Origin of the sequence: Frateuria sp. (assembly GCF_035943815.1) — a bacterium.
Lineage (GTDB): Bacteria > Pseudomonadota > Gammaproteobacteria > Xanthomonadales > Rhodanobacteraceae > Frateuria_A.
This window is the reverse complement of record NZ_DASZBU010000014.1, coordinates 181,579-195,970: the sequence shown is the minus strand read 5'-3', so window position 1 is coordinate 195,970 and position 14,392 is coordinate 181,579. Positions and strand designations below refer to the sequence as shown.

The following is a 14,392-nucleotide window of genomic DNA, read 5'->3' as shown; positions in this document are numbered from 1 at the left end:
CCGGGCGCTCCGGACTTTCCGGAGCCGCAGGAACGCTAGCGGACGGCCACGGGCGGCGCTATCAAATGCCTGCTCGCAAATGCCTGTTCGTCTTGGCCAGGGCGTCCGGCCGCAGCCGCGCGCGCGCCGCAGCGGGCGTGAGCCCCACGTGCCGACGGAACGCCGCACCGAAATGGCTGTGGTGGCTGAAGCCCAGCTCGCAGGCGAGCGCGGCGAGATCGTCCGCGCCCTGGGCCAGCCGCTCCAGCGCGATCGCCAGACGCAGCCGCGTGCGGTAGCCAGCCAGGCTCGTGCCATGCGCACGGCGGAACACGCGCGCCAGATGGAACGGCGAGCAGCCGACGCGCGCGGCCAGCACGGCAAGGCCGGCATCCTGGGCGGGGTCGGCGAGCAGCGCTTCCTGGGCCCGTCGCGCCAGCTGGCGCGCGGCGGCCGAGAGCGGTGCCGCCAGGACGGGCTCGCCTTGCAGGATGTCCTGGCAAAGCGCCGAAGCGGATTCCTCGATCACCAACCGGTCGCCCTCGCCGCACGCCAGTGCCGCGTGCAACGCGCGATGTCGGTATTGCCCGGCGGGCGTGATCGCGCGGGCAGCATCGCCGTGTCCGCGCAGGCGTCGACCGAACAGCTCCTGCTCGTGTTCCGGCGCCGGCTCGAAACAGGTGCAGGCATCGCCGCCATCGAACGGATGGGATATGCGATAGCTGTCGCCGGCACGGTAGAGCAGCGCGGTGGCCGGATCGCCCACGTGCACGGCGCCGCGCAGGTGGTAGCCGAAGCCGCCGCGGCGCAACAGCGCCAGGTGCGTACGCTCCTCGCCCCGCTCGCAGCCGCAGCCGCCGCGCGGATGGCGGCAGTCGATGCCGGTGATCCGCAGCAGCGGACCGTCGAACAGCACGGTGACGTCGGCCAGGCTCATCGGTGCCTCGTGGCGGGGTGACGGCGCAGCCTCTCAGAACGCCATGTCGAACGCCACCTCGCCCTGCACGCCGACCTGGTAGGCGGAGACCCGCCGCTCGAAGAAGTTGGTCAGCTCCTGAACGTCCTGCAGGTCCATGAAGTCGAACGGGTTGGTGGCGCCGTATTTCTTCGGCATCTCGAGCTGAGCCAGGCGCTGGTCGGCACAATACTCGAGGTACTGGCGCATGTCCTTGACCGAGAGCCCCGCCACGCCGCCGGAGAGCACGTCCTGCGCGAACTGCGTCTCGCAGGCGATCGCCTCCTCCAGCATCTGCTCGACCTGCGCGCGCAGCTCCGCGTCGAACAGCTCCGGCTCCTCGGCGCGCACCGTGCGCACGACCTCGAAGGCAAACGCCATGTGGCCGCTCTCGTCGCGGAACACCCAGTTGGTGCCCGACGCCAGCCCGTGCAACAGCCCGCGTGAACGCAGGTAGTAGACGTAGGCGAAGGCGCCGTAGAAGAACAGCCCTTCGATGCAGGCGGCGAAGCAGATCAGGTTGAGCAGGAACTGCCGGCGCTGCTGGCGCGACTCCAGGCGATGCAGGTGCTGGATCGAGTCGATCCACCGGAAGCAAAACTCGCCCTTGGTGCGGATCGAGGGAATCGCCTCGATCGCCGCGAACGCCTTGTGCCGCTCGCCGGGATCGGGGATGTAGGTATCCAGCAGGGTCAGGTAGAACTGCACATGCAGCGCTTCCTCGTACAGCTGGCGCGAGAGGTACATGCGCGCCTCGGGTGCGTTGACGTGCTGGTAGAGGTTGAGCACCAGGTTGTTGGCCACGATGGTGTCGCCGGTGGCGAAGAAGGCGACCAGGCGCTGGATCAGGTGGCGCTCGGCCGGATTCATCTTGCCGTTCAAGTCGTTGAGGTCGGGCGCGAAGTCGACCTCGTCCACCGTCCAGGTGTTGCGGATGGCGGCGCGGTACATCTCGTAGAACGCCGGATAGCGCATCGGGCGCAGGGTGAGGGCGTAGCCGGGGTCGAGCAGTTGGCTGGTCATGGGTGCCTCGGTGTGCATGACTGTTCCTTCTCCTCGGGAGAAGGTGCCCCGAAGGGGCGGATGAGGGTGCGGCACTTGCGTGGGCGCTGGGCCCTTAGACTTCGGCGCTGGCACACCTGCGCTCAGGGCGAGCGGTGGTGCAAGGGCCGCACCCTCAGCCCAACCCCTCTCCCGGCGGAAGAGGGGCCTTCAGGCCTCGCGGTCGTAGTCGTCGTGGACGAACTTGCTGATGTAGGTGGCCAGTCCCGCGCCCGCCTGCGCGAGGATCTGCATGTTCTGCACGTGCTCGGCACCGGCGTTGGCCGCCGAATACCGGTAGTCCTCGCCGTTGACGAACCGGACTTTGATCCAGTCCGTGCCAAGCTCGTAGCCGGCGACGCCCGAGTGACCATCCCGGTTGCGATAGGGCCGCATGCGCTTTCTCCCATCACTGGCAGGCCTCGCAATACTCCGGGTTCTCCAGTGAACAAAACACCGCTGCGCTTGCCTGTTGCTGGCTGGCGGGTGCGGCCACGGTGGTCTTGGCGATCTTGGTCGCCGGCCGCGAGCGCAAGTAGTACGTCGTTTTTAGGCCCGCCTTCCACGCGTACATGTACATCGAAGAAAGCTGCCCGATGTTCGGGTTCTCCATGAAGAGATTGAGCGACTGGCTCTGGTCGATATACGCGCCGCGCGCGGCTGCCAGGTCGATCAGCGCCTTCTGCGGCAGCTCCCACACGGTGCGGTAGACCTGGCGCAGCCGCTCGGGAATCGCTCCGATGCCCTGGATCGAGCCCTCGGCCAGCTTGATCGCGTCGCGCACTTCGGCCGTCCACAGGCCCAGTGTCTTCAGTTCCTCGACCAGGTGGCGGTTGACCACCAGGAAGTCGCCCGAGAGCGTCTCGCGCTTGAACAGGTTGGAAACCTGCGGCTCGATGCATTCGTAGCAGCCGGCGATCGAGGCGATGGTGGCGGTTGGCGCGATGGCGACCAGCAGCGAATTGCGCAGGCCGCCGGCCGTGATGCGCTCGCGCAGCGCGCTCCAGCGCGCCTCGTCGCCCGGTGCCGCCTGCGGCCAGTAGTCGAACTGAAGTTCGCCGCGCGCGGCGCGGGTCTGGCCGAAGCCCGGGTGCGCGCCGAACTGCTCGGCCAGCGTGCAGGACTCCTCCAGCGCATGGAAGTAGATCGCCTCGGCGATGCGCGTGGATAGCGCCAGCGCCTCGGCCGAATCGAACGGCAGCCGAAGCTGGAAGAAGACGTCCTGCAAGCCCATCGCGCCCAGGCCGACCGGGCGCCACTTGAGGTTGGCCGCACGTGCCGTCGCGATCGGATAGAAATTGAGGTCGATCACGCGGTCGAGCTGGCGCACGGCCGTGCGCACGGTGGCGGCGAGTCTGGCGAAATCGAAGGCGCCGTCGGCCATGTGCCGCGCCAGGTTGATCGAGCCGAGGTTGCACACCGCTGTCTCGTCAGCGCAGGTGACCTCCAGGATCTCGGTGCACAGGTTGGACAGGTGGATCACGTTGCCCGGCTCGGCGGTCTGGTTGCCGGTAGCGTTGCAGCGGTCCTTAAAGGTCATCCAGCCGTTGCCGGTCTGCGCCAGCGTGCGCAGCATGCGCGCGAAGAGTTCACGCGCCTTGATCGTCTTCACCGCCAGGCCGGCGGCTTCCGCCGCGCGGTAGGCGCGTTCGAAGGCCACGCCCCACATGTCGGCCAGTTGCGGCACGGCCTTGGGATCGAACAGCGACCAGTCGCCGTCGGCCTCCACCCGTCGCATGAACTCGTCGGGGATCCAGTTGGCGAGATTCAGGTTGTGCGTGCGCCGCGCCTCATCTCCGGTGTTGTCGCGCAGTTCCAGGAATTCCTCCACGTCGGCGTGCCAGGGTTCGACGTACACGCATGCCGCGCCCTTGCGCTTGCCGCCCTGGTTCACTGCGGCGACCGAGGCGTCCAGCGTCTTCAGCCAGGGCACCAGGCCGTTGGAGTGGCCGTTGGTGCCGCGGATCAGCGAGCCGCGCGAGCGCACCCGGGTGAAGGACAGGCCGATGCCGCCGGCGAACTTGCTGAGCTTGGCGACGTCCGCGTACTTGTCGTAGATCGCCTCCAGCGAATCGGCCGGCGAATCGAGCAGGAAGCACGAGGACAGCTGCTCGTGCGCGGTGCCCGCATTGAACAGCGTGGGCGAGCTCGGGATGTAGTCCAGCGAGGAGAACAGCCGGTAGAGCTCCAGCGTCTCGCCCACGTCCTGTCCGCCCAGCGCGCTGGCGATGCGCATGAAGAAGTGCTGCGGCGTCTCGATCACCTTGCGCGATTGCGGGTGGCGCAGGAGGTAACGGTCGTACACCGTGCGCAGGCCGAAATATTCGAATCGCCGCGTGGCCAGCGGGTCGATCGCGTCGTTCAGCTTGCGCGCGTGGGCGGCGACGAAATCGCGCACGCGCGCATTGAGCAGGCCGAGCTCGGCGCCGCGCGCGATGGACTGGGAGTAGCTCTGGATCTCCTGTCCGCGCACTTCCTTGTCGATGTAGGCGCCGAGCAGACGTGCGGCGAGCTGGCCGTACTCGGGTTCCTCGGCGGTGAGCGCGGCGGCGGTGCGGATCGAGAGCTGGTCCAGCTCGGCCGTGGTGGCACCGTCGTACAGGCCGCCGATGGTCTTGAGCGCCACGCGCAGCGGATCGACCGCGTGCAGGCCGTCGGCGTTGCGCGTCACCGCGCGCACGATCTTGTTGATGTCCACGCCTTCGGTGGCGCCGTTGCGCTTGGTCACGCGCATCTGCGCGGGGTTGTGCGGCGGGGTGAGGGCGAAATCGTCGGCGCGCGCGGCCGTGCCGCCTTCGTGCGACGGGTTGTCGAGGGTGTCCATGCGGATCTCCGGGAAGGGAAGCCGCCGCGCCGATGCGGAGGAGGGCGCACCGTCGCGACGGTTCCTGAAACGTCAAACGCCTGCTCCCGCGCGCAGGGCCTGAGGTTTCCGCTTGTCTTGGGAACGCACGTCGCGCGGACAGCTCCTGTCCGCATGCGACGCACCTCCCCACGGAAGCGGCCACCCGCGCCGGGCCGCGTCAGGGTCGGACGGGCGCGTCTCAGTGGACGCGACCGCCGGCCCTCGGGGCCCGGCGTGCCGGCAGGTCTTCGGACTTGCGGACGCGGACCGGTTGCATCGATCCACCTACTTGCCCTCGCTTCCCAGGCGCTGCGGCCCAGTGCATGTGGGGGCGTTCGTTTCCGCTTACCGCTGCGGGGCAGTTCCGGATTCGCACCGGATTCCCTTTTAAGCCCGTCCGACAGTCGCGTCTGGCCGGGCACCGACAGGACACAACATATCGGGATGAATGCTTGCGGTCAACGCAATATTTGGTGTTTTCTGCAGCAATACGCAGTAGCGCCCATCCGCTTGTCGGCGCTTTCGCGCATCCGTGGGGGGGAAGGCTCGGCAAGCTGCTCAGCGGACACGATCCTTCCACCGTTCTACATGGTCGGGATGCCCCAAGGGGCGGACGGGGGCGTGCTTCAGGTGAGGTTTCCGAAGACGAATGCCCGCCACGCTGCGCTCACCTGTCCGCCACGGCGCGCTGCCTATCGTCGCCGACCATACCCAGCCACAGCGGGAGCGGACGATGGCCACGACGAAGAACGCCACGCGCGGCAACGGCAGCGGCAAGGCAGTGACGAAAGAACGCCGCGTGCAGTCGCAGATCGACGCCAAGGACAAGCGCAAGCAGCAGGCCAAGGCCGCCAAATCCACCACCGGGAAGGGCGCGGCCAAGAAGCAGCCGGGCCAGACCAGCCCGCAGCCCAGGCCGCGCACCCCGCTGCCCGAGCAGCATCTTTCCAAGCCCGGCAAGGAAGCGGAGCTCGAGCCGCGGCCGCAGTTCGAGGCGCCCCAGTACCGCGGCAGCGGCAAGCTCGAGGACATGGCCGCCGTCATCACCGGTGCCGACTCGGGCATCGGCCGCGCGGTGGCGGTGCTGTTCGCGCGCGAGGGCGCCGACGTGGCAGTGGTGTACCTGTCCGAGGACGAGGATGCGCGCGAGACCAAGCGTCACGTGGAGAAGGAGGGCCGGCGCTGCTTGCTGATCCGCGGCGACGTGAAGGACCCGCAGTTCTGCGAGCAGGCCGTGCAGCAGGCGGTGGACGCGTTCGGCCGGCTGGATGTGCTGGTCAACAATGCCGCCTTCCAGGAACACGCCGATGCGCTGGAGGACATCACCGAGGAGCATTTCGACCTCACCATGCGCACCAACATTTACGGCTACTTCCACATGACCCGCGCCGCGCTGCCACACCTGCACGAGGGCAGCGCGATCATCAACACCGGCTCGGAGACCGGCCTGTTCGGCAACGCGCACCTGCTCGACTATTCGGCCACCAAGGGTGCGATCCACGCCTTCACCATGTCGCTGGCCAGCAACCTGGTGTCGCGCGGAATCCGCGTTAACGCGGTGGCGCCGGGGCCGGTATGGACGCCGCTCAATCCGGCCGACAAGCCGGCCAAGCAGGTGGCCAAGTTCGGCCAGCAGAACCCCTGGGGACGGCCCGCCCAGCCGGAGGAGCTTTCGCCCGCGTACGTATTCCTGGCCGCGCCCAGCTGCTCGAGCTACATAAGCGGTGCGATCCTGCCGGTGATGGGCGGCTCGACCGGTTGACGCCATGCACTTGACCGATCCGTGGTGGGTCTATGTGCTGCGCGGTGCCGGCGTCTACCTTGGCCTGCTGATCGTCCTGCGACTGATCGGCAAGCGTGCGTTCGGCGACATGACGACATTCGATATCGTCGTGCTCATGTTGGTCGGCAGCACGCTGCGCATAGCGATCACCGGCGAGGACAAGTCGCCGTTATCGGCGGTGATCGGCGTCATTCCCATCTTCATCCTGGACAAGGCGATGGGCTGGGCGTGCGCGCGTTGGCCTTGGCTCGACCGCGTGGTGGAAGGCAAGGACAGCCTGCTCGCCCGCGACGGACGCGTGCTGGAGGATGCGCTGCGCCGGCACGACATGTCCGAGGCGGCCTTCCGCCGCGCGCTGCGCGAGAAGGGCCTGCACGAGATCGGCGACGTGGTCGAGGCGCGGCTGGAGGCCAACGGCAAGGTCAGCGTGCTCAAGGCCGGTCGCAGCGCGGAGTGAGGCGTCTTCATCCGGCCGGTTCGCAATGCGCCTCGTAGGCCGGGTAAAGCCGCTCTTCCTCGCGCAGGATGCGTTGCCTGAGCACGGCCATCATCTGCTCCAGGCTATGCGCGAAGGCGCGAGGATCGGCGTCGCCCTCGCGGTAGGTGTCGAAGAAGGCGAGCAGCGCGGGCGTCAGCTGCTGCATCTCGCCGATGTACCGACGCGCCAGCGCGGTGGTGGCGGGATTCGCCTGCAGCGCCGGATAGAGCCGGTTCTCCTCCAGGCTGAGGTGCGAAAGCATGGCTTGTCGTGCGCGCTGCAGCCGTTCGCGTCCATCGGCTCCTTCCATGCCGTGGCGGGCCAGATCGTCGAGCATGGCGGCCAGTTGTGCATGCTGGTCGCGCAGGATGTCGGTCAACCTCATGCAGTCCCCTCGCCATGATGCCAATCGGCCGCGCGTTCGAGCCATGCGGGTACGGCCGCGGCCGGCAGCGGCCGGGAGACGTAGAAGCCCTGTACCTCATCGCAGGCCATCCGTCGCACGGCCTCGTAGATGCGCCGGTTCTCCACCCCCTCGACCACCACGCGGAAGCCCAGGTCGCGGGCCAGCGCGGCCATCGAGCGCACGATCGCGGCGTCGTGGCGGTTGGCATCCATCGAGCGCACGAACGACTGATCGATCTTCAGGCAGGTCGCCGGCATCTGGCGCAACGAGGCGAGGTTGCTGTAGCCGGTGCCGAAATCGTCGATCGCTATGCCAGCGCCCAGTTCGCGCACCGCCGCCAGGTGCCGGCTGGTGGCGTCGTTGTGCAGCAGCAGCGTGCTCTCGGTGAACTCCAGCTCCAGCCCGCGTGGATCCACGGCGTGGCGGCTGGCGACCGCCTCCAGGCGCGTGACCAGGTCGGCGTCGAAGTCGGCGTTGGAGATGTTGATGGACAAACCGATGTCGTAGCCCGCCTTGCGCCAGCCGGCCAGCTGCGCCACGCTGTGCTCGAGCACCCAGCCGGTCAGCGAGCGCATCAGCCCGGCGCGCTCGGCCAGCGGCACGAACTGGCCGGGCGGCACCTCGCCCAGGGTCGGGTGGCGCCAGCGCGCGAGCGCCTCGACCGCCACGCAGCGGCCGTCGCTCAGGCGCACGCGGGGCTGGTAATCGAGGTAGAGCTCGGTGCGCTCGGTGAGCGCCGCGGCCAGCTCGGTGACCAGGAAGAACTCCTGCCGGTGGCGCTCGTCCTGGCTGCGCTCATACAGCGCCCAGCCGCGCGGGCTGTGCTGGGCGGCATGCGAGGCGCTCATCACCTGCCGCAGCGGATCGGCGCCGTCGAGCCGACGCACGTCCAGGTCGAGCAGCCCGACGCCGGGCTGCAGCGTGAGCGGGATGTCCAGGCAGTCGAACGGGCTGCGCAGTCGCGCGACCAGGTCGTCCAACTGCTCAGCGCCCAGCGGCGCCTCGGCCTCCGGGAGCACCGCCGCAAAGCGCGTGACGCCGACCTGGTAGAGGCGCGTGGCGGGCGGCATCCAGGCCTGCACGCGCGCGGCGACGGCGCGCATCAACTCGTCGGCGTAGGGAAAGCCCATCGCCCGCACGAACGCGTTGAAGCGCTCTACCGGCGCGACCTCGATGGAGATCAGCCAGGCGCGCTGGGCGCCATTGAGCTGGCGCGCGCGCAGATCCTCGAAGAAGGCGCTGCGATGGGGCAACTGTGTCACCGGATCGGTGCGGCCTAGGTAGCCGCCCAGGACCACGCCCGCGCCGGCCAGCCGCGCGGCGTCGCGCAGGGCGGCGTGGCCGGCGTCGTCCAGGCCGGTACGCGGCACCGGGTCCATCACGCACAGCGCACCCACGTGGCGGCCGCTCAAGGTGTACACCGGCTCGCAGGCGAAGAAGCGCAGTGCAGCCGACGCCGTGCCCGAGAGTGGCGGCGTGTCGCGGTAGCGCGCGTCGGCGGCGATGTCGGCCAGCACCTGGCCGGTGCCACGGCGCGCCGCCTCCAGATAGAGCGGGTGGAGCACGTGGGTACGCTCCGGATCGGCGTCGCGGCTGTACCAGTAGGCGCTGCCGTTGTTGAGCACCAGCAGGACGATCGCCACCTCCATCGATGCGGCCGCCAGGTGCGCGATCGAGTCGAAGCCCGGTACGGCATAGCCTTCGGCCGCCCGGTCGTCCGCGCCGGTGCGGGCGTCGGTATCCGGTTCGGCGGACGTCATGTCCGGATCGTGTTCCACCGTCGTCTGCATGGCGTTCCCCCTTCGTCCGACCTGGTGGGACTCGCGATAACCCGATCAGGGTACTTCGGCGCCCTTTGCAGCCGCAATGCGAATTTGGGAAGGGTCCGGCGGCCGCCGGGTCAATCCGGGCGATGCGGCAGCGCCAGGTAGTGCTCGCTCTGCATCTCGATCAGGCGCGACTCGGTGCGGCTGAACTCGGCGCGGTGGCGCTCGCCGTCGTACAGGTCGGTGATCGGCGCCGCAGCCGAGAGCACCAGCTTGACCTGGCGATCGTAGAACTCGTCCACCAAAAGCACGAAACGCTTGGCGGCATCCTCGCTGTAGATGGAGAACTGCGGCACGTTGGAGATGATCACGGCAGGGACGGCGCGCGCCAGCGCAATGTAGTCGGCCACCGCGCGCGGACCTTCGCACAGCGCCTCGAAATCGAACCAGATCACCCCGCCGGCGCGGCGGCGAACGGCGATGTTGCGGCCGTGGAGTTCGATGGCGCCGCCTTCCTGCGGCTCGTCCTGCGCCTGGCTGGCGAAAATGCGCGCCAGTGCGCGCTCGGCCTCGGCGCCGGGTGGGGTGAGATATACGCTCGCCTGGGTCAGCGCACGCAGGCGCCAGTCGTGCGGCGAGACCATTTCCACCGCCTGGCAGTGCCGCTCGATCAGCGCGATCGCAGGCAGGAAACGGGCGCGCTGCAGGCCGTCCCGGTAGAGGCCATGCGGCGGCGTGTTGGAGGTGGTGACCAGCGCCACGCCGCGGCGGAACAGCGCGTCGAGCAGGTTGGCCAGGATCATCGCGTCGCCGATGTCGTTGACCAGGAACTCGTCCAGGCACAGCACGCGGCAGCGCGCGGCCAGGCCCTCGGCGACGTCCTCCAGCGGATCGGCGCGCTCGCCCAGTTCGCGCAGGCGCGCGTGCACCTCCCCCATGAAGCGGTGGAAATGCCGGCGCAGCGCCACGCCGTGCGGCAGGCTGGCGGCGAACAGGTCCATCAGGAAGGTCTTGCCGCGGCCCACCCTGCCCCACAGGTACAGGCCCTGCACCGGCGCCCGCGCGTCTTCGCCGAACAGCGACTTGAGCCGGCCGAGCAGGCCGCCGTTGCCGGGCGATGCGCACAGCAGCGCGTGCATGCGGTCGAACTGGGGCAGCACGGCCAGCTGCGCCGGATCGGGCTCCCAGCGGTGCGCGATGACGCCTTCGTGGTAGCGGGTGGAGGGAGTCGTGTCGATGGTCATGCGAGCGTTTCTGGGCGGGTAGCCGGAACGGCTCCCGGGAGAGGGAAGGCCATGCTGTTCCCGCTCACCCGCGGCGCAGCGGCGGCAGCCACGGCTGCACGGCGTGCTTGACCGCCCCGCGCAGGTCCATCAGGCGGCGATGGAAGAAATGGCTGGTCTCGGGCATGCGCACCACTTCGGGCCTGACCGGCAGGCCGGCGATCCACTCGAAAACCGCCTGTGGCTCGACCACCTCGTCCGCCTCGCCCTGCACGATCAGCCAGGGGCATTGGGGTACCTCGATGCCGCCGAGGGCGAAGCGCCCCGCCGGCGGCGCGATGCTGACCAGCGCCGCGGCCTTCAGGCGCACGGCGTTGCGGATGGTCACGTAGCTGCCGAAGGAAAAGCCGGCCAGCCACAGCGCATCGCCAGGTCGCATGCGGCGTGCCCAGTCGGCCACCGCAGCGAGGTCTTCGCTCTCGCCGTTGCCTTCGTCGTAGCTGCCCGCGGAGGTGCCGGTGCCGCGGAAGTTGAAGCGCACGGTGTCCAGGCCGGACTCGCGCAGGCTGCGCTCGACCATGGTCACCACCTTGTTGTGCATGGTGCCGCCCTGTACGGGGTTGGGATGGCAGATCAGCGCGACGCCGGCGCGCGCCTCGGCCGGCGTGGCGACGTTGGAGATCGCCTCCAGCTTGCCTGCCGGGCCGGTGAGCGCGAAGCTCGCCTCTTCGTCGGGAAAGCTCGTGGGGTCATCGGGAAAGGTGCTGGGCGTCATGCGCGCAATGATAACCGCCGGCACCGTGATGCCGCCGAAGCGTGGCGGGGCGTGCCCGTGAATCACCTGGCACACGCGCTGCTGGCAGGCGGCGACGACGAGTTGCGGCTGGGCGGCGTGCTCGGCGATTTCGTGCGCGGCGCGCCTGACCCCGCCCTGCCGGCGGGCGTGCGCGAAGGCATCGCGCTGCACCGGGTGATCGACGGCTACACCGACCGCCATGCCGAAGTGCTTGCCGCGCGCGCCCTGTTCCCGCCGCCGTACCGGCGCTACGCCGGCATCGCGCTGGACATGTGGTTCGACCATTGCCTGGCGCGCGATTTCGCGCGGTGGTCGCCGGTGCCGCTGGAGATCTTTTCCGGCGAACTGCGCGCGCTGTTGGTCCGGCAGCAGGCGTGGCTGCCGGACGCGGCGCACCGTTTCGTCCGCTATATGCAGACCAACGATCTGCCTGCCGCCTACGCCGAGCCGGAAGTGCTCGGCCGTGCGCTGGCGGGCATCGGCCAGCGCCTGCGGCGCGACAACCCGCTGGGCCGGATGCTGCCGCTGCTGCGCGAGCTGGACGAACCCCTGCAGGCGCGCTTCGATGCGTTCTTCCCCCAGCTGCAGCGTTTCGCGCGGGCATGGACCGCAGGCGGCGCATGAGCGGCCGGCGCGGCGGGTCAGGTTTCCCGCCAGGCGCTACGACTGGAGTCGGGGCGCGCCGGTCACGTGGCAGGGCTGGGACGTGCTGCTGGCGTATGCCAGCGTGGTCGCGGCTGGCGATCGGCCGGTGACGCCCGACCGCCAGCCGCGGGCATTCGGCGCCGTCGTCGGTAGCGTCACGCTGGGGCTGCTGGCCGTGTGCTGGTGCAAGGGTGATCGGCCGGGATGGCGCCGGCGCGGGGTCAAGCCGGGGTATGCACCTTCGAGCGAACGAAAACGCCGCCCGAAGGCGGCGTTTCCAGAAAGGCGCGCTGGGGACCGGCCGCTTACTTGGCCTGGTCCACGATCCAATGCACGGTGTTCTTGACCTGCTCGTCGGTGAGCGAGGGCATGCCACCCTTGGGCGGCATGAAGTTGCCATCCGGGCCGTGATAGCCCTCGGTCGCGTGCTTGACCAGGGTGTCGATGCCCTGCGCGATGCGCGGCGCCCAGGCGGCCTTGTCGCCGAGCTTGGGCGCGCCGGCCACGCCGGCGGTATGGCAGCTGTGGCAAAGGCCTTCGTAGATCGTCTTGCCGTCGGTGCTGCCGCCGAAGGCGACCTGCGCGGCGGCGGCCTTGGCGGCCGCTTCCTGCGCGGCGGCCATGGCGGCGCGGCCGGTGTCGCCCGCATACACCGCGCCGGCCGGGGCCAGCCGGTCGGCGATGTTCTGCGCGGCGTGCGGATTGGTTTCCTTCGGCTCGCGGGTGTAGATGGTGTACGCCATGATCAGCAACACCAGCGCCAGCACGTGAAGACCGGCGATCAGCCAGCCGAACTGGCGGATGAAGCTCTGGTCCGATTTGGTCAGGGAACCGCTCACGCAAGTAACTCCAAGTGATCAGTGGGCATGCCGGCACGCCCTTCGGGATGCCGGCGTCTGGCAGACAAGACGCCCATTATAGGGCAAGCGGGCAGCAAGTTTCAGGTCGCCGCCCGGGCGCGCTGCCTTTGCCGGTGCCGTGGCGTACCATCGCGCCGGCCTATCCCCACATGCCATCGGTTGGGTGCCTTCGGTCATGGAGCACCCGTGTCAACTGGCATTGTCCAGGCCCGTTGCTGTAACCCTATCCTTTTACCGTACCGCAAGGAGCGCCAGGCGCGCGGCGTGCGGATCGACATCCATTCGGGAGTTTTTGCACATGTCGCGTTTTTGGAAGATCGCGCTGGCCGTCGTGGTGGTGCTGGTGCTGCTCGTGGTCGGGCTGCGCCTGATGCACAAGCCGGGCGGCCCGGGTGCAGGGCAGGGCAAGGCCCAGGGCAAGGAAGGCGAGCAGCCGCCCGTGCCGGTCACAGTCGTGCCGGTGGCGCGCCAGAACGTGCCGGTCTACCTGACCGCGCTGGGTACGGTGCAGGCGCTCAACACGGTGGCGATCAGCCCGCAGGTGAGCGGCAGGCTGCTGAGCCTGGAGTTCACCGAAGGCCAGGCGGTGAAGAAGGGCCAGGTGCTGGCGCAGATCGATCCGCGCAGTTTCCAGGCCACCTATGACCAGGCGGTGGCGCGCCGGCGCCAGGACCAGGCGCAGCTGGCCACCGCGCGGGCCAACTACTCGCGCAGCCAGGAGCTGGGCCCGAAGGGCTACATCGCCAAGCAGGACCTGGATGCGCTGCGCAACACGGTCAGCCAGCTGGAGGCGACGGTCGCCTCCGACGAGGCACAGATTCGCGACGCGCAGGTCTCGCTGGGCTATACCAAGGTGATCTCGCCGATCGACGGCCTGGCCGGCATTCGCGGCGTCGACCCGGGCAACGTGGTGACCACCTCCAGCACCATCGTCACGTTGACTCAGCTGCACCCGATCAACGTGATGTTCAACCTGCCCGAGCAGAACCTGGACATGGTGCGCCAGGCGGCGCAGGGTGGCGGCGAGCTGTCGGTGGCCGCGCTCGATCGTGGCGACGCGCACGTGGTGGCCGGCGGCGGCGTGCTCAAGGTGATCGACAACCAGATCGACGCAAGCACCGGCACCTTCCGCCTGAAGTCGGAGTTCCCCAACGCCGACAACGCGCTGTGGCCGGGCCAGTTCGTCAACGTGCGGCTGAAGGTGCGCACGGTCGATGGCGGCCTGGTGATCCCGGCGCAGGCGGTGCAGCGCGGCCCGGACGGCGACTACGTCTACCTGCTGCAGGCCGACAACACGGTCAAGATGCAGCCGGTGAAGGTCGCCCAGGAAGTGGGCGACAGCGCGGTGATGATCGGTTCGGGCCTGAAGGAAGGCGAGCGTGTGGTCACCGAGGGCCAGTTCCGGCTCAAGCCCGGCAGCAAGGTCAACCCGCTCAAGCCCGGCGAGGTGCCGGCGGCGCCGAGCGCGGCGGAACTGGAAAAGGCCAAGCAGCAGGGTGGTGGCCGCGGTCGCCGCGGGCACTGACGAACAAGCAAGGTGGCAAGCGCACGATGTGGGCTTGCCGGCGTCAATCCCGCGAAAGCGGGGCAGGCGTGGCGCGATGCCCGAAGGGGG

At 69.1% G+C, this 14,392-nt stretch carries 13 protein-coding genes and 1 riboswitch; of the genes, 4 read left to right on the top strand and 9 right to left on the bottom strand.

Going from position 1 to position 14,392, the window contains the following annotated elements:
* Nucleotides 1-61: 61 nt before the first annotated feature.
* The 4 genes from VGU65_RS10210 to VGU65_RS10195 form a co-directional block, all read right to left on the bottom strand.
* The gene (locus tag VGU65_RS10210; RefSeq protein ID WP_327475354.1) at nucleotides 62-916 is read right to left on the bottom strand and encodes a helix-turn-helix domain-containing protein; all 855 of its coding nucleotides are present in this window, start codon (nucleotides 914-916) and stop codon (nucleotides 62-64) included.
* 33 nt (nucleotides 917-949) lie between these two features.
* A complete protein-coding gene (locus VGU65_RS10205; protein WP_327475352.1) occupies nucleotides 950-1,957 on the bottom strand; it encodes a ribonucleotide-diphosphate reductase subunit beta in 1,008 nt (335 codons plus the stop codon).
* A gap of 189 nt (nucleotides 1,958-2,146) precedes the next feature.
* Nucleotides 2,147-2,371: a hypothetical protein gene (locus VGU65_RS10200; protein ID WP_327475350.1), complete on the bottom strand. Its 225-nt coding sequence runs from the start codon at nucleotides 2,369-2,371 to the stop codon at nucleotides 2,147-2,149.
* A 13-nt stretch (nucleotides 2,372-2,384) separates the two neighbouring features.
* A complete protein-coding gene (locus VGU65_RS10195) occupies nucleotides 2,385-4,799 on the bottom strand; it encodes a ribonucleoside-diphosphate reductase subunit alpha (RefSeq protein WP_327475348.1) in 2,415 nt (804 codons plus the stop codon).
* Between the two features lie 243 nt (nucleotides 4,800-5,042).
* Nucleotides 5,043-5,261, bottom strand: a riboswitch (cobalamin riboswitch).
* Between the two features lie 208 nt (nucleotides 5,262-5,469).
* On the opposite strand from VGU65_RS10195, the gene VGU65_RS10190 reads away from it, so the two are divergent.
* Both VGU65_RS10190 and VGU65_RS10185 read left to right on the top strand, forming a co-directional pair.
* Nucleotides 5,470-6,582 (top strand): SDR family oxidoreductase, encoded by a 1,113-nt coding sequence (locus VGU65_RS10190; RefSeq protein ID WP_414655808.1) that lies wholly within the window; start codon nucleotides 5,470-5,472, stop codon nucleotides 6,580-6,582.
* Between the two features lie 4 nt (nucleotides 6,583-6,586).
* On the top strand, nucleotides 6,587-7,060 hold the full coding sequence (locus VGU65_RS10185) for a DUF421 domain-containing protein (RefSeq protein WP_327475344.1): 474 nt from the start codon (nucleotides 6,587-6,589) through the stop codon (nucleotides 7,058-7,060).
* Nucleotides 7,061-7,067: 7 nt separating this feature from the next.
* Here the strand turns inward: VGU65_RS10185 and VGU65_RS10180 are convergent, their stop codons facing one another.
* The 4 genes from VGU65_RS10180 to VGU65_RS10165 form a co-directional block, all read right to left on the bottom strand.
* Nucleotides 7,068-7,466, bottom strand: a complete 399-nt coding sequence (locus VGU65_RS10180) for a hemerythrin domain-containing protein (protein WP_327475342.1) — start codon at nucleotides 7,464-7,466, stop codon at nucleotides 7,068-7,070.
* Complete coding sequence (locus VGU65_RS10175) at nucleotides 7,463-9,277, bottom strand: putative bifunctional diguanylate cyclase/phosphodiesterase (RefSeq protein WP_327475340.1); 1,815 nt, start codon at nucleotides 9,275-9,277, stop codon at nucleotides 7,463-7,465. The genes VGU65_RS10180 and VGU65_RS10175 overlap by 4 nt, the downstream gene beginning before the upstream one ends.
* 110 nt (nucleotides 9,278-9,387) lie before the next feature.
* The gene (gene zapE / locus VGU65_RS10170) at nucleotides 9,388-10,497 is read right to left on the bottom strand and encodes a cell division protein ZapE (RefSeq protein ID WP_327475338.1); all 1,110 of its coding nucleotides are present in this window, start codon (nucleotides 10,495-10,497) and stop codon (nucleotides 9,388-9,390) included.
* A gap of 64 nt (nucleotides 10,498-10,561) precedes the next feature.
* Nucleotides 10,562-11,251, bottom strand: coding sequence for an alpha/beta hydrolase (locus tag VGU65_RS10165; protein WP_327475336.1), 690 nt, complete (start codon nucleotides 11,249-11,251; stop codon nucleotides 10,562-10,564).
* Between the two features lie 57 nt (nucleotides 11,252-11,308).
* Here VGU65_RS10165 and VGU65_RS10160 point away from each other — a divergent pair, with 57 nt between their 5' ends.
* Entirely contained in the window at nucleotides 11,309-11,896 is a 588-nt protein-coding gene (locus VGU65_RS10160; protein WP_327475334.1) for an acyl carrier protein phosphodiesterase, read from the top strand.
* Nucleotides 11,897-12,222: 326 nt separating this feature from the next.
* Here the strand turns inward: VGU65_RS10160 and VGU65_RS10155 are convergent, their stop codons facing one another.
* Nucleotides 12,223-12,744 carry a c-type cytochrome gene (locus VGU65_RS10155; RefSeq protein ID WP_327475490.1) on the bottom strand — a complete coding sequence of 174 codons (522 nt, stop codon included), beginning with the start codon at nucleotides 12,742-12,744 and terminating at the stop codon, nucleotides 12,223-12,225.
* Between the two features lie 331 nt (nucleotides 12,745-13,075).
* Between VGU65_RS10155 and VGU65_RS10150 the strand changes: the two genes are divergently transcribed.
* A complete protein-coding gene (locus tag VGU65_RS10150) occupies nucleotides 13,076-14,302 on the top strand; it encodes an efflux RND transporter periplasmic adaptor subunit (protein WP_327475332.1) in 1,227 nt (408 codons plus the stop codon).
* The last annotated feature ends 90 nt before the right edge of the window (nucleotides 14,303-14,392 follow it).